The sequence below is a fragment of the Pseudomonas sp. 10C3 genome (assembly GCF_036346185.1).
Taxonomy (GTDB): domain Bacteria; phylum Pseudomonadota; class Gammaproteobacteria; order Pseudomonadales; family Pseudomonadaceae; genus Aquipseudomonas.
In genome coordinates this window covers 58,170-76,964 of sequence record NZ_JASJVE010000004.1, presented here as the reverse complement: position 1 = coordinate 76,964, position 18,795 = coordinate 58,170, and the positions used below count along the sequence as shown (strand labels likewise).

Below are 18,795 nucleotides of genomic sequence, written 5' to 3'. Positions count from 1 at the left end.
TTCGGTATGGCGTTATCTTCCTCCTTCGCTGGAAAAACAAAACTCGCATTCGTCGATGGTAACTATCAACTAAACGAATGGTAAAAGCAGAAGCGGTTTATTGGTTTATTGGTTTATTGATTGAGGGCAACGTGTAAAGTGCTCCAAAAAAACGCCTCGAACAGGTTTTTCGCCATGGGTGCAGAACAGAGTACACACCAGCCATGACCATCAGCACCCAGTCTCCGGATCGACAGCGCCTGATTCGCGCCCTGTTTGAAGAGTACATCGAGATGTACGCCTCTCGTGATCAGCGCCTGACGACCCGCTTCAGTAAAAACTTCAGTGGGTATACGGGGAGCGGCGATTTTCTGGTCAAGGATCTCGCCGACTGGCAGATGATCACTCGCCAGGACTTCTCTCAAGTGCCTGAACGTATCCGCATTGAGATGCTCGATCTCTCTCTGCAGGACCTGGGTGAAGAGGTGGTGGTTGCCACCGCTTTATTCCGCATTCACTTGCCCGTTGACGGCGATATGCTTGCAAAGGAAGCGGCACGCCTGGTGCTGATTTTCCGCCTCGAAGGTGAGGAGTGGAAAATCGTTCACAGCGGTATCTCCATTCCCTATCACCGGGCGGAGGATGGCGAGGTGTATCCCCTCAAGAGCCTGCAGGAGCGCAACCGCACTCTGGAGGCACTGGTCGAGGAACGCACCCAGGCACTGCATGCAAGCGAAGCTCTCTATCGCCAGCTCACCGAGGACACTCGCGATGTCCACTGGAAAACAGACCGTGACCTGTTCATCACCTACATCAACCCCGCCGACGAACGCCTGCGTGGCTTCAAGGCCGACGAGGTAGTCGGGCATCACGTCTTTGAACTGTTTACCGACGAGGGTGTGGCCACGGTCAAGCACCTGATGGAGGAAAGACGGCGATCTGAACGGCGACCTTCGTCGGATGACTTTGTGACCTTTGAGGTACAGCATCGCTGTAAAGACGGCAGCCTGCTCTGGGGGGAGGTGCTGTCGAAGCCGGACCTTGACGAACAGGGTGAGATTATCGGCTACCACGGTATTACGCGAGAGGTCACCCGGCGCAAGCTGTTGGAAGAGCAGGTCAACCAGTTGGCGTTCCGTGACACGCTGACCCACTTGCCCAATCGCCGCCTGCTGGAAGATCGCCTCACCCAGGCAATGTCGTCCAGTCACCGCAGTAACTGCTACGGCGCCCTGTTATTCCTCGACATGGATAACTTCAAGCCACTCAATGACACGCACGGCCACAGCGTCGGCGACCTGCTGCTGATCGAGGTCGCCAACCGCCTGAAAGCCTGCGTACGCGAAGCGGACACCGTCGCCCGCTTTGGCGGTGACGAATTCGTCGTACTGCTATGTGACCTGAGCTGCGACAAGCGCGAAGCCATTGCTCAGGCAAGACGCATTGCCGAAAAGATACGCATCAGTTTGTCGACGCCCTATTTGCTGAGTCTCACCATTGAGCATCGCTGCACGGCCAGCATCGGTGTAACCCTCTTCAAGGGACGCGAAGCAAGTGAAGAACACGTCATAGATTCGGCTGACTCAGCGATGTATCAGGCCAAAGAGCATGGACGAAACACGATTCGGTTTTGTGAATAGAACATGATTTGAATCTCCCCCTGGTTTGCAAAGCTGGTCTTTCGCGCAGGGGGTCATATAATCGCGCCGTTTCGTCTACCCTCACGAAGCGCCGTGCAGCAAACAGCTCGCGCCAGGCGCCTCGACATTTTTCCGCTATTTAACCGGAGAACTTCCATGCTCAAGCGTACGCTGGTGCTGGCCGCAGGCTTTGCCCTGTCCCTTTCAACCCTGTTCGCACAGGCCGCCGACACTCTGAAAGTCAGCGCCATCCCTGATGAAGCCCCGACCGAACTGCTGCGCAAGTTCAAGCCGCTGGGCGCCTATCTGGAACAACAGTTGGGCATGAAGGTCGAGTTCATTCCGGTTGCCGACTACCCGGCCGTGGTTGAGGCGCTGGCCACCGACCGTATCGACCTGGCCTGGCTGGGCGGCTTTACCTTCGTTCAGGCACGCCTGAAAACCGGTAACGCCATTCCGCTGGTACAGCGCGAGCAGGATGCCCAGTTCACCAGCAAGTTCATCACCGCCGACCCTGCGGTCAAATCCCTCGCGGATCTCAAGGGCAAGACCTTCGCCTTCGGTTCAGTGTCGTCCACCTCCGGCAGCCTTATGCCGCGCTACTTCATGCTCAAGGACGGTATCAAGCCGGAAACCTTCTTTAGCCGCGTAGGCTACTCCGGCGCCCATGACGCCACCGTCGCCTGGGTCCAGGCCGGCAAGGTCGACGCCGGGGTACTCAACGCCAGCGTCTGGGATAAACTGGTCGCCGCCGGCAAGGTCGACACCAGCAAGGTCAGAGTATTCGCCACCACCCCGACCTACTACGACTACAACTGGACCGTGCGCGGCACCCTCGACCCGGTACTGACTGCCAAAATCAAGGCCGCCTTCCTCGCCCTCGATCCTGCGAACCCGGAGCAAAAGGCAATCCTCGACCTGCAGGCCGCCAGCCGTTTCATCGAAACCAAGCCTGAGAACTACAAGGGTATCGAGGAAGCCGCACGCGCCGCCGACCTGCTGAAATGACCCTGCGCCTTATCCAGGCCAGCCTCAGCCACGCCAATGGAGTCCACGCGTTACGCAGCGTGGACCTGCACATCGGTGCCCGCGAACAGGTCGCCATTATTGGCCCGTCCGGCGCGGGCAAGTCGAGCCTGCTCAACCTGCTGGCCACCGCCCTGCGGCCCAGCAGCGGCGAGGTCCAGGTGCTCGGCGAGCGGCCTTGGCAGCTTTCTGCGCACCAGCGTCAGCGCCTGCGCGCGCGCATCGGTCTGGTGCATCAGTCGCCACCACTGCCACCACGCCAGCGCGTAATCACTGCGGTACTGGCCGGAAAACTTGGCCAGTGGGGTCTGGGCAAGAGCTTGCTGAACCTGCTGCATCCGCTGGATATTCCCGGTGCGCGCGCGGCATTGGCCAGGCTGGACCTTAGCGACAAGCTATTCGCCCAGTGCCAGCAACTGTCCGGCGGCCAACTACAGCGCGTAGGCATTGCCCGTGTGCTGTACCAAGCTCCCGAGGTGTTACTGGCCGATGAGCCCGTGTCGGCCATGGACCCGGTGTTGGCGGCGCACACCCTGGCAGTCCTCTGCCAGCATGCGCAGGAGCACGACGTCACCCTGGTCGCCAGTCTGCATGCAGTGGACCTGGCCCTGTCGCACTTCCCACGCATCATTGGCGTGCGCGACGGGCAAATCCTGTTTGACCGTCCAGCCAGCGACGTCAGCCGCGACCTACTCGACACGCTCTATGCCAACGAATCTCTGCAGCCTGCACCGGTTCCAGATACACCCTTGAGCGTGCAGATTCCCCGATGCTGACGCGCGACAACCGCGACCCGGCCGCCGGGCCTCGTCTGCTGCTCAGCCTGCTGGCCATCGCCCTGCTGTGGCCGGGTATCCGGCTCAGCGAGTTGGACCTGAGCGTTCTGCTGGCGACCGACAGTCAGAGCGAGATAGGCCGCTTCGTCTCCGCGTTCTGGCCTCCCGCCCATGGCGAGGAGTTCATCCAGTTGCTGCTGCAAGCCACCCTGCAGACCCTGGCCATCGCCACGGCCGGCATGGCCCTGGCCCTGCTACTGGCAGTACCCGCCAGCCTGCTGGCCAGTCGCGCGCTGTCACTGTCCGCCGCCTCTCGTGGCGGGCACCCGAGCCGCTGGGCACAACTGCTGCGCTGGCCAGTACGCGGGCTGCTGATCTTCCTGCGTAGCGTGCCGGAAATCGTTTGGGCCCTGCTGTTCGTCCGTGCCGTCGGCCTCGGCCCGGCTGCTGGGGTACTGGCCATTGCCATCACCTACAGCGGCATGCTCGGCAAGGTCTACGCGGAAATATTCGAGTCGGTCGACCAGCGCCCGGCCCACGCCCTGATGCAGGCTGGCAGTGGTCGGCTGGCGGCCTTCTGCTACGGCATCCTGCCCAATGTCGCTGCAGAGCTGCTGTCGTACACGGTGTACCGCTGGGAATGCGCGATCCGCGCCTCGGTGGTAATGGGCTTCGTCGGCGCCGGCGGCCTGGGCCAGCAGATCGACCTGTCGATGCGCATGTTCGCCGGGGGCGAAGTGGCCAGCATGCTGCTGACCTTCTTCGTCCTGGTCATGCTCGCCGACCAACTCAGCCGCCTGCTGCGCTGGAGGCTGGCATGAATCGCCTGTTCAACCTGCTGCTGGTCCTCGGCATCGGCGCAGCAGTCATCGCCTCGTTCGCCTATCTGGGCATCGACTTCGGTGAGCTGGGCAGCACCCGCAGCCTGAACCAGATGGGCGCCTATGTGCAGCGTTTTCTCAGCCCGGACCTGAGCACTGGCCATCTGCAGGCCATCGGTTATGGCGCCCTGGAAACCCTGGCCATGTCCGCCCTCGGCACCCTGCTCGCCGCCGTGTTCGGTCTGCTGTTGGCACTGCCCGCCGCCGGCCGCTTTGGCTGGCCGCTGCAGAGCGCATCGCGCCTTGTGCTCAACGCCCTGCGCGCGATCCCGGAAATGGTGTGGGCGACGCTGATGGTACTGGCCGCTGGCCTCGGCCCGAATGCCGGCACCCTGGCCCTGGCCCTGCACACCACCGGTGTACTCGGCAGGCTGTTCGCTGAAGCCCTGGAAAACACTCCGCCAGAACCCGCCGAGGCTATCCGCCTGCAGGGCGGTAATCCGGTGTGGGCCTTCTGTTACGGCACACTGCCCAACCTGTTGCCACAACTGCTGGCCTACTGTTTGTACCGCTGGGAAAACAATATCCGCATGGCCAGCGTGCTCGGCTTCGTCGGCGCTGGCGGTTTGGGGCAGATGCTCTATGTCAGCCTCAGTCTGTTCCAGGAAGCCCAAGCCAGCACGGTGATCCTGGCCATGCTGTTGCTGGTATTCGCCGTCGATGCCCTGAGCGGCTGGAGCCGCCAGCGCTGGGTCAAGGCCTGATCGTGTCCACCGAACAGGTAAAATCATAAAAGTGACGATAAGACGCCGAATGGCCCTGAAAAACGCCATCCATAGCTCGCTCTCGACTACTAACGGCTGGCAGCTCCGGGTCGATTCCGGCACGGTGGTCGACGTTGAGGAGCGCAGGGTAATAAAAGTGTTGTTCAGTAGCATATAGACACCGTTATACAAGGCCGCTTTAAGCGGCCTTGTTGCTCCGGAGTGACTCTATCGCTACTTGATGAACGCTCTCATATCACCTGCCAGCCCGTCGATCGCGGCCTTGAAGTCATCCACGGTAATCGCCTGGCTTTCATTTTTCAGGGTTTTACCGAAAACTTTACGCACGACTTTCACCACTGGCGAACCCGTGGCGGCGTCGACAAAACTCGCCTCAATGTAAAGTTCACTGTTCTGATCGCGATGGCCGGAAGCAGCGCTGGCCGCCCCCACAACCGCCGCGACCGGAACCACTTCGTACCAGTGCATACCTTCGTTAGAGGCCGTTACACCCGTAATTGCCGCGTGCATGATCAAGGTTCGCGAACCGGGTGGTACAGCCTGCAGGCTGTTCACCACCCGGTACCTTTGTGAAAGAACGCCCTTGGCACTGCTGCTGGCATACGCCTGTATTTGCTTCAGCGTTTTCATGTCAACCCGATCCGTCGGCTTGGGTGCGGGGTACAACTCAAGTTCGTTGAACACCACCGTAGAGTACGCCCCGGGTTTAAAGTCGGGAGCCACCCAGCGCAGCACTTCCTTCCCGCTCGACGACGTCGTTTCCTGGAGTCCATCGTAATTCGGCAAAAAGCCTGAGAACTGCTCCTTTTCAGTCACTTTCGAGACACAACCACCCAGCAACAAGCTGCTCAGCGCAATGCCGACAAGCAATTTACGTGATGCTTTCATGTGCTTTGTACTCATGGGATTAATAGGGTATTTATTGTTGTCAGGCGTTAGAAACGCCACGTCATATTGCCGGTAACAGACTGAATCCAGGCGCTACTGAACTGGCCGGAAACGCGGTCACCTGACAGACGTTTGCTCTGGTCGACAGGCATATCGCCCATCCACACAAAATCCCAGCCGAGGTTAAGGTCGGTATCATGATCCACTGCATAAGTGACCCCGGCCCCCACATGCCATTGAGCACTCATAGGGACATTCAAGGTTCGATCACTGTTCGATACCGCCGAGGTATCGTAGGCGACACCGCCACTCCAAAGCAGTTTCGGTGTGGCTCGGTACTGTGTGCCCAGCGCTAATTGATAGGTGTCCTTATAAGGCGCATTAACGGTGGTTGACTGCCCACCCGCCCTGGACGTATCGACATCGATATAGATCTCGCCGAACTGTGACCAGTCCTGCCAGTTGACGGTCGCCAGCACGGCCCATTGCGCGTCGAGTTGCTGATAGAGGCTGAGCGTGACCGTTTGTGGGACCTGCACACCGAGCGTGGTGTCCGTACCATTCACGCGGTCCAGTAACAGGCCATTCCCTTGAACGTCTATACGGTCCTTGAAATCAAGATTGATCTTACTGGTATAAGCCAAACCAATCCGGGTGCCCGGCTTGGGTGCATAAATAACCCCCAGGTTAGCGCCGTACCCCCATGTACTGTCCTCATATTTGTACTGCCCGTCAGCACGATCCGTTAATCCAAAAGGAGACCGATTGATCGCCGCCTGAGCTTGCAACATGCCGTACATGGCCTTTATGCCAACGCCCACTGACCACTCGTCATTGAACCGATAGGCCACACTGGGTACAAATGACAAACCACCAATACTTCCATATTGACTGAAGTAGCGACCGTACCAGTCATTCTTATAACTGAGCGCCAGACCGAAGTCGCCATACGTGCCAAAGCCGACACTCCAGTGTTCATCCAGTTTATGGCTTATAAAGAAGCTGGCACCCGGTGTCGGTTCAATAACATCGCCGCTGCCACTGCCAGCCACGTTAGTGTCCCCGTCAGCATCAAACTTCACATTGCCGTAAATAAGTTGAGCACCGGCCGCGATCTGGGTGCCCTCCAGATAACTGAGGCCTGCCGGGTTACTCGCAATGGTAGACGGCCCTTGCGCACGCGCCGCGGCACCCGCATTGACCAGACCGGTATTATCGCTACCGATCTCATAAAGCATGATGCCTCCTGCCAGCGCCTGTTGGCTGTAACAGAGCGTCAGCAGAGTAAACGCGGAGACCGGCAGCGTACCTGTTTTTGACGGCATAAGAACTCCAGGATCAAGTAGGCGCACACCGCCTACCCGATCGATTTTTGAGTGAGTTACTTACCTGACTGGCTCAACATCGCGTGCTGGATTTGCTCCTTCACTGCATCCAGGTTAAAGCTGGCACCCTTTTGCATTGGAGGAAACTCAATCGCAGTCGCCGCCACCTTGGCGACTTCTTTTTGCACGAACTGAAAGCGCCAAAATTCGTAGAGGAACCAGTTCATGTACTGGTATGAGCCTTGAGCGCCTTTGGTAAAGCCCGTGCGCTCGAAGGGATCAAGGCGCAGGTTGGTGAGAACCGGCATGTCCAACTTCACGGTACTGCCGATCCAGCCATCGGGTTGATCAGTGAAGCGGTATTTGAAATCGTCGATACGCACGGCGGAGAGCGTGCCTTCGGTGAAATAGAAGACTTCGTGGCGCGTCGACGGTCCCTTGCCCATGATCATGTCGGTCTGATTGTAGCCATCAAGGTGCACCTTGTAGCTTTGACTGCCGACTTGTTTACCCTTCAGTAACTCTTCGACGATGTTCGGATTACCCGCCGCAGCGACAAACGTCGGGAACCAGTCCATCCCTGACATGATCCCGTTCTCGACCTTACCGGCCGGAACTTTCCCTGGCCAGCGCAGAATGGCCGGGACACGGAAGCCACCTTCCAGCGCCGTCCCCTTCCCGCCAGCAAATGGCGTCTGACCACCGTCCGGCCACGTAAAGTTCTCGGCACCGTTATCGGTGGTGAATACAACGATGGTGTTATCGTCGAGGCCCATGTCCTTGAGCTTCTTCAGGACATCGCCAACGATGTCATCCAGCTGGGCCATCCCGGCCTCTTGGATAGTCCAGTCGTTGTCCGCGTTACGCATCCCTTCATATTTGGGCGACAGGTGCGTGGTGACGTGCATACGTGTAGGGTTGAGCCAGAGGAAGAACGGCTTGTCATCCTTCTTGGCCTTATCAATGAAGCTCAAGGCAACGTCGCGAATCTCCTCGTCGACCGTTCTCATTCTCTCCGGATAGAGTGTGCCGGCATCTTCGACTTTCTGCTTGCCCACTTTGCCCCAACGCGGCATCACCGTAGGGTCATCAGTGTCGGTTGCCCAGCTGTGCACCATGTTACGCGGGCCGACCGTATCTTTAAGCGCCTGTGGATAGTTTGGGTGGGCCGGATCTTCCATCGCGTCAAGGTGATAGAGGTAGCCAAAGAACTCGTCAAAGCCGTGAACCGTTGGCAGGAACTCGTTCAAGTCACCCAAATGGTTTTTGCCAAACTGCCCCGTGGAATAGCCCATCGACTTAAGCGTTGTCGCAAGGGTCAATGCCTGATCGGGAATACCAATCGGTGAACCGGCCTGGCCTACGGTGGTCATGCCCGTGCGGATGGGTAACTCACCGGTGATGAAGTTGGCCCGGCCAGCGGTGCAACTCGCCTCGGCGTAATAATCGGTAAACCGCATGCCCTGGGCCGCCAGACTGTCGAGGTTCGGTGTTTTACCCGCCATCATGCCTTGATGATAGGCGCCAATATTAAACCAGCCGACATCATCGGCCATGATGACAACAATGTTGGGTTTATCGGACGCGGCCTGCACGTGCAGGGGCATGGCAGTAAGCAGAAGTGTTGTTACTGTCAGCGCCAAAAAATCGATTATTTTTGTCACGGTCAGTTCCTCAGTACTCTTATGAAAGTCTCAGGACTAGCCTACAACGTGAAAATTCGGGATACACACAGTAGCTGAATTTAATCCTAGGCGAGAATACTCAGATAGCCACTTTCTTTTTTATCGCTCGCCCTGGAACGGCTGCCAACTTCCAGGCCTGCAATATGCTCGCAAAACCCTCTATCGCGCAGGTTCGTTACCGACACTCTTTCGTCGGCCCTCACAGAGATTCATAACGTTTAGACATAATAATTATTCAGTTTCACTATGAACACGAACCCCCGCGCCCGCAGATAAACAGGAATGAATATCGAAAACCGCCGAACACGTTAGTGTAAATACTGTGAGAAAACACAGAATGAATATTTGACAGACCTCTATCCTGCGTCAAAGCTGCAACAGCATTGGACAATGTTCTATCAGGACAACGGAATGCCGAAACATAAAAATAAATCAGCGCACTCCACATCGGGTTTACGACGCACTTTCATGACGCCCTCTCTGCGTATCGTTTTAGCGATCCTGTTACCCCTGGCAATTTTTAGTAGTTGGCTGTTCTTCCAACACAGTAAGCCCGCACCTTTGATCTATTCACCCGCCATCACATCAGCACCGCCGTCTCTGACCCCCCCCCCCGCGCCAGCAGCAAAAATGGTCGACGAGCAGCAATGCCAGAGTTGCCACAGTGCGCAGGTAAAAGATTGGCAAGGCTCCCATCACCAGTTGGCCATGCAACCGGCTAACGCTGAAACGGTCCTCGCCAATTTCAGTGACGTCACGTTCAAAAACAAGAGAGAGACCACCCGCTTCTCTCATAAAAATGACGGCTTCTGGGTCAATACTCCTGGCGCAGACGGTAAACCCGCTGATTTCAAAGTCGCTTACACCTTCGGCGTCGCCCCCTTGCAGCAGTATTTGATAGAGACACCCGGCGGGCGGTTGCAAGCGTTGGGGGTGGCCTGGGATACCGAGAAACATCGCTGGTTTCATCTCTATCCAGGCCAAGGTGTGAACTTCAAGAATCCCTTGCACTGGAGCAAGCCGAGCCAGAACGCCAACTTCATGTGTGTCGAATGCCATACCACTGGCTTCAAACGCAATTTCGACGCCGTGAGCAATAGTTTTGCCAGCCAGTGGAACAGTCTGGGAGTCGGCTGTCAGGCCTGCCATGGTCCGGCCTCCAATCATTTAGCGTGGGCGACAAAGCCCAATGACCTGACGCATGCCGGCTTTGTCGTCGACCTCAAAGACAAAGACGCCACCACCGAGATCGAGACCTGCGCCCGGTGCCATGCTCGTCGCGCACCGCTGGACGACGGTTATCAGGTCGGCAAACGGTTGATGGATGATTACCTGCCCAGCCTGCTGACGCCCGAACTCTATACGGTGGACGGCAAGATCAAGGATGAAGTGTTCGAATACGGTTCTTTCCTGCAAAGCAAAATGTTCGACAAGGGCGTGCGCTGCAGTAATTGCCACAACCCTCATAGCACCGCACTCAAGGCCCCAGGCAACGGTGTGTGCGTGCAATGCCACAACACAGCAGGCAAAACCTCCGTCGAGCGTGTCAATGGCAAGGGCCTGCAAGCGAAGAACTACGACTCTCCCGAGCACCATCGGCATCAGGTTGGAAAGCCAGGCTCGCAATGTGTCGATTGCCACATGCCTGGCAAGCGGTACATGGGCAATGACTTTCGCCACGACCACAGTTTCAGTATCCCCAACCCCCTGCGCGCACAGACGCTCGGTACGCCGGATGCCTGTTTGAGCTGCCACCAAAGCGTGGCGGGCAACAAAATTATTGAGCAATTCAAGCTCTGGACCGGCGACCGGCCTGACCAGGCATCGCGCTACGACGAAAGCCTCTCGCTGATTCGCGGTGGTCAGGTCGGTGCAGCACAGGCGTTGTACGAGCAGCTGCAACGTAGCAATCTGCCCGCCATCCAACGTGCAACACTACTCGCCGAGCTGCCCGCCTACCCCAGCGCACAAGCGCTGAGGCTGGTCACCAAGGATCTGAACAATCCGGCACCGCATGTGCGCGAAAGTGCCATTCGCGCGGTCAGCGCCCTTATGCCCGAGGCGCAACGTCTGGCGTTGCTATCACCGCGGCTCGATGACCCGGTCCGCGCCGTACGAATCGCCGCCGCCCGTGCTCTGCCAGGCGCTGCGAATGGCGGATTGGGGGCATCGCAGCCAAGCTGGAATACAGCCATCGGCGAGTACGAGGCTGTGCAGTTGAGCCTGATGGAACGCGCCGAAGCCAACCTCAACCTGGCGATGCTCTACCAGGCCAGTGGCCGCAATGCAGATGTCGAACCCCGCCTGCGTGCAGCCTTGCAACGTGACCCGGATTTCTTTCCGGCGCTGGTCACGCTGGTCGAGTGGCTGGAATCAAATGCTCGCGGCAAAGAAGCTCGGCAGTTGCTGGACGACGGCCTGCGCGAACACCCTGACGTCGCCTTGCTACACCAGGCCCAAGGCCTGGCAATGATTCGCGCGGGACAGCGGGTGCAGGCCATCCCCGCGTTACGCAGGGCTGCCCGACTCGAACCGCAAAACGCTCAGTATGGCTACGTGCTGGCAGTGGCCTTGTACGAAAACGGCCAGGTCGATGAAGCCTGCTCACAACTGGAACAGATGCTCGAACACCAGCCAGCCAACCGCGATGCCAGGCTGTTGCTGATCCAGTACGATCTGAAGAACGGTCATGAGCCAAAGGCGCGAAAGTTGATAGACGCATGGACGCACATCAACCCTGAAGACCCTGCCCTTAAATGATTCCTTTCCGCCACTTAAATGCCCTTTTCTTTATGCCAGCCAGCATGAAGCGGATCGCCGGAAATGCTGCCCAAAACCACAGTTTTTGGACCGCCCATCTAAGTATTATGATCGACCTACAATACGTGATATTGTTTTGACATCACGCTGTATGCAAGATCGGTGATCCTGGCGAGGTGCGCCAGGTAAAGAGATAAGAAGTTAATGTGGTTTCCAAGAAGTAAAACCACAGCGCGCGGTTTGGTGGGTGTTGAAACAGGTCCAAATGGAATAGCTCTAGCCCACGTACAGAGAAGCCAAGGCGAAGCTCCACGCCTGCTCCACTGCAACTTCCGCGCAGCCACGCCCGAACAACACCCCACCGTATTGAAAAATATGGTCGACGAATCAGGCCTTGGCGGCTTGCCGGTCAACCTTGTGTTGCACCCCGCTGCCTACCAGATGCTGCTTCTCGACAGCCCCTATGTCCCCGCTGAAGACTTGGGCGCCGCCATGCGCTGGCGCATCAAGGACCTTATCAGTGAGCCCCTTGAAGATGTCGTCGTTGACGCATTTGCTCTTCCCGAAGATGCCTACCGTGGCCGCTCGCGCAGGGCCTACTGCGCAGTGCTCAATAAAGCGCGCATGCAGGACTGGGCCAAGCTGATCAAGCACGCCGGTCTCCATCTGGTCAGCATCGACGTTACCGAAATGGCATTTCGCAATCTTGGTCTGGGCCGGTGCCGACAATCTGAACATCGCACTGCTGCGCTTGCGTTCCAGCGAGGGCTTGATCTGCGTGCAGCATGGCGCGGATCTGTACATGGCGCGCGTCATTGAGCATCGACTGGAACAGGCTGGCCAGGATTTTTCTTCAGCCACCCTGGAGATCCAGCGTTCCCTTGACTATTTCGAGAGCCAGTTAGGCAAGGGGCACATCAATCGCCTGCTGTTACTGCCCATGAAGCGCGATGGCGAAGCCGCACTGCAAGCGCTGGGTAATGGACTGACCGTCAAACTGCAGGCCCTCGACCTGCGCGAATTGTTCAGCGGGCAACCCGCCGCTGAACTGGACGAACAGATGCAGGCTCTCTGCATGGCAGCCGTCGGCGCAGCTCTGCGCCAGACGGCTTCCTGATGCAGAACCTCAACCTTTATCAGGTAGAAAAAAACGCGCACCACGGACCGCAGAAACTCCAGCTACTGGGCTGCCTCGCGGTGCAGGTGCTGGACGGGGCATTCGATCCGACCGGGGCCCGCTGGATGGTGATGTACAACATCGGTGCCGAGTCCGGTGGCAACCCGGTTGTCGGGAGTAATCTCTGGGCACCGGCCAATCCAGGTGTGATAACCCCAACAGGCAGTACTTTCAGTACTGCTTCCAGGCGCACCGGCTGGAGAAAGCATTATCGCGGTGGGCAACCTGCCCGCCACCGGTTTTCGCTTTGCCTATGCGTCGCCGCAGCAGCGTGTGTATCTGGCCCAGACGGTCGTGGGCTTTCGCTGCCAAAATGGCCAACTGCTTCGATATACCTATAACCAACTGCTTTCTACACTGCCCGCCGCCCCGCCGCCCGGTTCCAACCCTGAGCCGTTGGCTTTGAATGTCGATTGTGGGCAAACACGCTTTACCTACCAGGCCGGCAGCACCGCGCGCGCCGGTTTGCTGTCCCTGATGCTGCATACCACCCTCGACGGCGAAAGCTTTCAACTCTTGCAACAGGTCCACATCGACAATGCGCCCTGATCCCCGCTGGCCCCATCGCGCCCAGGTTTTTGGCCTGGTTGCAGCGATGTTCCTACTCATCGTGGTCGCCCTGGTGGTGATCGCCATGGCACGCCTGTCCGTCGCGCAACACGGCACTCTTGCCGCTGGCCGATGATTACCCGTTTATCGCGGCCATTCGTCAAGGTTTCAGCGCTGCAACACTGACCGATACCGATGGTGCCTGTTTTGGCGATGGCAACAGTTGTTCAGCGTACAGCTATGACTTTAGCGACAGCCCCGGCAGCGAAGTTCGTCTGGGACGCTTGCGTCTGGACAATGCCCATGGCTCTGAGTTGCAGGCATTGGATCTGCCCTTGCGCATCGAGACGTGGCAGAACCTTGCGGGCGGCAGCTTTCGGGTCGAAGGCCTGGATACCTGCACCACGGCAGCCGTTTTGCAAACGCCCGCGCTGAGTAGCTACACCGGGCAACTCAGCCAACAGGTCTATGGCAATGACAAGGTTACGTTGATCGCACCCAGCGCAGGATTGGGGCTGTTGCGCTTGCAGCCTCCCGGGATCAACGGATCGGTACTCGGTGGATTACCGGCAACACCGTCCTGGCTTTTCTACGACTGGAATGGCAAGGGCCGTGAAGCTGCAACGGGGCTGGCCAGATTCGGCATCTATCGAGGCTCATCGCCAATGATTTTTCGCCGCGAAGTGTATCGCTAGCGACCTGCTACTCACGGGCGCTGGCGACTCACATCGACAAAGCGCTTAAAGCTTTGTTGTATCGACTGGTGCTCGCCACTCAGGCCGCTTGAACGCTGTCTCCGCTCCGGAGATGGAGACAGCGATACGATTCAGCACGTGCTCGGCGGTGTATTTCTTGGTGGTCGTGTTGAGGGCGATGAGGACAAGGCCAATCACCAGCACCGCATGAGGGATTTTTTTGATCTCTGTGTTTTCCAGGTAATACAAAAACCCACAGGCAGCGACAGACCCCAGGAGAGCCCCGGCAATCGCCTCCTGCAGCGGATGGATATAGGGTGCCACGCAGTTGATACTGAACCACCACGCGATCAATAACCCTAAACCAGCTCCTGGCCAGCGAAGACGAGGATTGATCTGTCGCGCAAGCAGGCTCATCGCCACGGGTAGCACCAGGCTAGTATTCGTGGCATGACCGCTGATGACCGCAATGTTCAGGCTTTCAAGGCCTATGCCCCATCCTTTGAAGAGGATTTTGCTCGCCCCGACAATCGCGTACACAAACAGCAGTAATGCGCCCCATAACAGCGCCGACTGTCTGGACCTGGAAAACCAAAGCCAGGCACCGATGACCACTGCCGCCGGAAGCATGACCGTGATTCCGCCGTACTGAGTGATGTCTGCCAACCTCATATCGCGTGCAACCTTTATAGACGTGTTTCACATAGACATGCATAAAACCAGAATTTGCTCTGCGGCCACTAGAAATATCTGTGTAAACGATAGCAGCACGTGCGTGTTTGTCCGGGGCAATGGGCTCACAAAAAAACGCCCCGTTCTTCATCCAAAGAACGGGGCGTTTCTGGTGCAACGGCTGGCTCAACTCAAGGTGCGTAAGTCAGCAGCAGCTCACTGGGCGCCTGAAAATCCAGCGACATCATCACGCTCAGCGCGGTAATGGTGAAGATCGAGAAGACGAACAGCTTGCGCGCCCAGACCCGGTCATCCACTGCCTTGTAACCGCTCCAGGCCATGTACAACCAGTACATGCCCATGATGGCCGCGACGGCCAGGTAACTAAGACCGGCGTAACCCCCCACGGTCAACATCAAGGTGGCCAGCAGGAATGCCAGGGTGTAGATCAGGATATGACGCTTGGCGACGACGATGCCACGCTTCACCGGCAAGACCGGAATCGACGCAGCGAGGTAATCGTTGAAGCGAAAGATCGCGATGGCGTACGAGTGCGGCATCTGCCACAAACTGAACATCACCAACAGGGTCAGTGCCGCCAAGTCGAAGCTGTTACTCACCGCGACGTAACCGATCACGGGCGGCATTGCCCCGGACAAGCTGCCGACCAGTGTGCCGTGCACCGATTTGCGTTTCAGGTACAGGCTATAGAAGCCGACGTAAATCACAAAACCGATCACCGCGAACAACGCCGCCAGCGGGTTGGCCTTGGTATACAGCAAGCCCACCCCGGCGATGCCAAGCACGCTGGCGAAGATCAGGGCCAGTCTCAATGAAACCAGACCCTGCACCAGTACCCGATTCCTGGTGCGCTCCATCTTCACGTCGATGTCGCGGTCGATGCAGTTGTTGAACACGCACCCGGATGCCACCACTAACGAAGTGCCGATGACAGCAGCCAGGAACAGGCCAAAGTCGACATGCCCTTTGGACGCCAGGAAAAAGCCACCTGCCACCGAAAGCACATTACCGAAAATGATCCCCGGCTTGGTGATTTGGATAAAGTGCTTCAGCGACATGGGGAGATCCTCAGTGCGCCATCATGTTCGTGTGGACGTTGTACATAATCCACAACGACAGGCCGACCACGATCGCAATGATCAGGGCGGTAAAGGCGAAGGCGATGATGTTCCAGCGCTGTTCGGACGACCTGTTCATGTGCAGGAAGAACACCAGGTGCACGAATATCTGCACCACAGCGAAGGCCACGACAATGGCCAGGGTCATCGTCTTGGGGAACACCGGGTGCATCAAAAGACCGAAAGGGATCACCGTCAGAATCACGGAGAGGAAAAACCCGACGGCGTAGGACTTCAGGCTGCCATGGTCGGCACCGCCATGGCTGATATGTGCGTTAGCCATTTACAGCGCTCCCATCAGATAGACAACGGTGAACACGCAGATCCAGACCACGTCCAGGAAGTGCCAGAACAGACTCAGGCAGCTCAGACGCGTGTTGTTGGTTGCGGTCAGACCTTTCTTCTTGATCTGGAACATCAGCACCGCCATCCAGATCAGACCGGATGTCACGTGCAGGCCGTGAGTACCGACCAGCGTGAAGAAGCCTGACAGGAAGGCGCTGCGATCAGGGCCAAAGCCCTCGGCGATCAGGTGATGGAATTCATTGATTTCCATGCCGATGAACGCGAGGCCCAGCAAGAACGTTACCGCCAACCAGGCGATAACCCCGTTCTTGTTGCCCTTGTGCATCGCCAGCATGGCGAAGCCGTAGGTGATACTGCTGAACAGCAGGCAGAAGGTTTCTACCAGCACGTAAGGCAGTTCGAAGATGTCTTTGCCCGACGGGCCACCTGCGACGTTGTTACTGAGCACCGAGTATGCGGCGAAGATCGTCGCGAACAGGATGCAGTCAGTCATCAGGTAGATCCAGAAACCGAACACGGTCATGGACCCGGCATCCTCGTGCCCATGCTCCTCAGCATGGGCAATCTGAGTTTCTAATACTAAGTTCGACATGGTTTAAGCCTGCTTAGCCAAAGTTTGAAGGCGTGCATTTTCGATTCGCGCCACTTCTTCGGCGGGAACGTAGTAGTCGATGTCATCGTCGTTACTGCGCATGATGAAGGTGGCTACCATGCCGACCAGACCGACGGCGGCCAGCCACCAGATGTGCCAGATCAACGCGAAGCCAAAGACCAGACTGCCAAAGCTGATATACACGCCAACACCGGTGTTGCGCGGCATGTGGATCTTCTTGTAATCGGCTGCTTTTTTGCTCTGTACACCGCGTTCCTTGGTCTCCCAGTGGGCGTCCAGGTCATTGACGTGCGGTTGCTCGGCGAAGTTGTAGAACGGCGGCGGCGAAGAGGTCGACCATTCCAGCGTGCGGGCATCCCACGGGTCACCTGTGAGGTCACGGTTTTTCTCGCGATCACGGATGCTGACCACCAGTTGCGCGATCTGGAAGATGATGCCGACCATGATGACCAGCGCACCACAGAACGCAGCGATCAGCCACGGTGTCCATGCCGGGTTGTCGTAGTGGTTCAGACGACGGGTCATGCCCATGAAGCCGAGCACGTACAGCGGCATGAATGCCAGGTAGAAACCGACGATCCAGCACCAGAACGCATACTTGCCCAGACGCTCGTTCAACGTGAAGCCGAACGCTTTCGGGAACCAGTAGGCGAAGCCCGCCAGGTAACCGAACACCGCACCGCCGATGATCACGTTATGGAAGTGCGCGATCAGGAACAGGCTGTTGTGCAGCACGAAGTCAGCACCCGGAACCGCCAGCAGTACGCCGGTCATGCCGCCGATGCTGAAGGTCACGATAAAGCCCAGGGTCCAGAGGATCGGCGTGGTGAATTGAATTCGCCCGCGGAACATGGTGAACAGCCAGGTAAAAATCTTCACTCCCGTGGGCACGGAGATAATGATCGTCATGATGCCAAAGAAGGCGTTGACGTTGGCCCCCGAGCCCATGGTGAAGAAGTGGTGCAGCCAGACAACGAAGGACAACACGGTAATGGCGATGGTCGCGTAGACCAGCGAGGTGTAACCGAACAGGCGCTTTTTGGAGAACGTCGAGGTCACTTCCGAGAATATGCCGAAGGCCGGCAGGATCAGGATGTACACCTCGGGATGGCCCCAGGCCCAGATGAGGTTGACGTACATCATCGGGTTGCCACCAAGCTCGTTGGTGAAGAAGTGCATGCCCAGGTAACGGTCCAGCGTCAGCAGAATCAAGGTCGCGGTGAGGATCGGGAACGACGCCACGATCAAGATCGCGGTGCACAGGCAGTTCCAGGTAAACACCGGCATTTTCATCAACGTCATGCCAGGGGTGCGCATTTTCAGGATGGTGACAACGAAGTTCACCCCCGTCAGCAACGTACCCAATCCTGACAACTGCAATGCCCAAATGTAGTAATCGACCCCGACACCTGGGCTATACGCCAGGCCGGAGAGCGGCGGATAAGCAACCCAACCGGTACGGGCAAACTCGCCGAGCCCCAAGGACAGGTTGACCAGTACCGCGCCGACCACGAACAACCAGAAGCTCAACGAGTTGAGGAACGGGAAGGCAACGTCGCGAGCGCCGATCTGCAGCGGTACGACGATGTTCATCAGGCCGACCACAAAAGGCATCGCCATGAAGAAGATCATGATCACGCCGTGAGCGGTGAATATCTGGTCGTAATGTTCCGGAGGCAAGTAGCCTTCGGAACCCGCGCTGGCGAGGGCCAGCTGCGAGCGCATCATGATCGCATCGGCGAAGCCGCGCAGGAGCATGACCAGCGCAACGATGATGTACATCACACCGATTTTCTTGTGGTCGACCGAGGTCAGCCATTCAGTCCACAGGTAGGACCACTTGCGGTGATAGGAGATTGCAGCAACCAATCCCGCACCCACCAGCATGATGATAACCAGCGTCACCATTACGATCGGTACATGGAAGGGAATGGCTTCCAGCGTTAATTTACCGAACAT

Annotated in this window: 18 protein-coding genes; 10 read left to right on the top strand and 8 right to left on the bottom strand. The window is 57.6% G+C overall.

What is annotated here, in order from left to right; all coding sequences use genetic code 11:
• Positions 1-203 precede the first annotated feature (203 nt).
• From QN399_RS05145 to phnE, 5 genes are all read left to right on the top strand, one after another.
• Positions 204-1,619 (top strand): diguanylate cyclase, encoded by a 1,416-nt coding sequence (locus QN399_RS05145; protein ID WP_330200639.1) that lies wholly within the window; start codon positions 204-206, stop codon positions 1,617-1,619.
• Positions 1,620-1,775: 156 nt separating this feature from the next.
• Positions 1,776-2,627, top strand: coding sequence for a putative selenate ABC transporter substrate-binding protein (locus QN399_RS05140; protein ID WP_219061017.1), 852 nt, complete (start codon positions 1,776-1,778; stop codon positions 2,625-2,627).
• Positions 2,624-3,421: an ATP-binding cassette domain-containing protein gene (locus tag QN399_RS05135; RefSeq protein WP_322178105.1), complete on the top strand. Its 798-nt coding sequence runs from the start codon at positions 2,624-2,626 to the stop codon at positions 3,419-3,421. Before QN399_RS05140 ends, QN399_RS05135 begins: the two co-directional genes overlap by 4 nt.
• Entirely contained in the window at positions 3,415-4,242 is an 828-nt protein-coding gene (locus QN399_RS05130) for an ABC transporter permease (RefSeq protein ID WP_322215138.1), read from the top strand. Before QN399_RS05135 ends, QN399_RS05130 begins: the two co-directional genes overlap by 7 nt.
• Complete coding sequence (phnE, locus tag QN399_RS05125) at positions 4,239-5,006, top strand: phosphonate ABC transporter, permease protein PhnE (RefSeq protein WP_322215139.1); 768 nt, start codon at positions 4,239-4,241, stop codon at positions 5,004-5,006. Before QN399_RS05130 ends, phnE begins: the two co-directional genes overlap by 4 nt.
• Positions 5,007-5,240: 234 nt before the next feature.
• On the opposite strand, the gene QN399_RS05120 is transcribed toward phnE, so the two are convergent.
• Genes QN399_RS05120 through QN399_RS05110 form a run of 3 tightly spaced genes read right to left on the bottom strand, consistent with a single transcriptional unit; the run spans position 5,241 to position 8,847 of the window.
• Positions 5,241-5,915: a DUF3313 domain-containing protein gene (locus QN399_RS05120; RefSeq protein ID WP_330200684.1), complete on the bottom strand. Its 675-nt coding sequence runs from the start codon at positions 5,913-5,915 to the stop codon at positions 5,241-5,243.
• A 47-nt stretch (positions 5,916-5,962) separates the two neighbouring features.
• On the bottom strand, positions 5,963-7,240 hold the full coding sequence (locus tag QN399_RS05115) for an OmpP1/FadL family transporter (RefSeq protein ID WP_323569508.1): 1,278 nt from the start codon (positions 7,238-7,240) through the stop codon (positions 5,963-5,965).
• Between the two features lie 56 nt (positions 7,241-7,296).
• Positions 7,297-8,847, bottom strand: coding sequence for an arylsulfatase (locus QN399_RS05110; protein ID WP_322183043.1), 1,551 nt, complete (start codon positions 8,845-8,847; stop codon positions 7,297-7,299).
• Positions 8,848-9,336: 489 nt separating this feature from the next.
• Between QN399_RS05110 and QN399_RS05105 the strand changes: the two genes are divergently transcribed.
• From QN399_RS05105 to QN399_RS05085, 5 genes are all read left to right on the top strand, one after another.
• A complete protein-coding gene (locus QN399_RS05105; RefSeq protein ID WP_330200638.1) occupies positions 9,337-11,685 on the top strand; it encodes a tetratricopeptide repeat protein in 2,349 nt (782 codons plus the stop codon).
• Positions 11,686-11,889: 204 nt separating this feature from the next.
• Entirely contained in the window at positions 11,890-12,504 is a 615-nt protein-coding gene (locus QN399_RS05100; protein ID WP_330200637.1) for a hypothetical protein, read from the top strand.
• The gene (locus QN399_RS05095; RefSeq protein ID WP_330200636.1) at positions 12,488-12,802 is read left to right on the top strand and encodes a hypothetical protein; all 315 of its coding nucleotides are present in this window, start codon (positions 12,488-12,490) and stop codon (positions 12,800-12,802) included. The genes QN399_RS05100 and QN399_RS05095 overlap by 17 nt, the downstream gene beginning before the upstream one ends.
• Positions 12,803-13,078: 276 nt before the next feature.
• Positions 13,079-13,411, top strand: coding sequence for a hypothetical protein (locus tag QN399_RS05090; protein ID WP_330200635.1), 333 nt, complete (start codon positions 13,079-13,081; stop codon positions 13,409-13,411).
• 119 nt (positions 13,412-13,530) lie between these two features.
• On the top strand, positions 13,531-14,106 hold the full coding sequence (locus QN399_RS05085; protein WP_322178097.1) for a DUF6701 domain-containing protein: 576 nt from the start codon (positions 13,531-13,533) through the stop codon (positions 14,104-14,106).
• A gap of 45 nt (positions 14,107-14,151) precedes the next feature.
• On the opposite strand, the gene QN399_RS05080 is transcribed toward QN399_RS05085, so the two are convergent.
• The 5 genes from QN399_RS05080 to cyoB form a co-directional block, all read right to left on the bottom strand.
• Positions 14,152-14,778, bottom strand: a complete 627-nt coding sequence (locus QN399_RS05080) for a hypothetical protein (protein ID WP_322178096.1) — start codon at positions 14,776-14,778, stop codon at positions 14,152-14,154.
• A gap of 191 nt (positions 14,779-14,969) precedes the next feature.
• Positions 14,970-15,857 (bottom strand): heme o synthase, encoded by an 888-nt coding sequence (gene cyoE, locus QN399_RS05075; RefSeq protein WP_322178095.1) that lies wholly within the window; start codon positions 15,855-15,857, stop codon positions 14,970-14,972.
• 10 nt (positions 15,858-15,867) lie between these two features.
• Complete coding sequence (gene cyoD, locus QN399_RS05070) at positions 15,868-16,200, bottom strand: cytochrome o ubiquinol oxidase subunit IV (protein ID WP_219060992.1); 333 nt, start codon at positions 16,198-16,200, stop codon at positions 15,868-15,870.
• Positions 16,201-16,815 carry a cytochrome o ubiquinol oxidase subunit III gene (locus QN399_RS05065; protein WP_219060991.1) on the bottom strand — a complete coding sequence of 205 codons (615 nt, stop codon included), beginning with the start codon at positions 16,813-16,815 and terminating at the stop codon, positions 16,201-16,203. It abuts the gene before it with no gap.
• A 3-nt stretch (positions 16,816-16,818) separates the two neighbouring features.
• Positions 16,819-18,795, bottom strand: a complete 1,977-nt coding sequence (gene cyoB, locus QN399_RS05060; protein ID WP_322215143.1) for a cytochrome o ubiquinol oxidase subunit I — start codon at positions 18,793-18,795, stop codon at positions 16,819-16,821.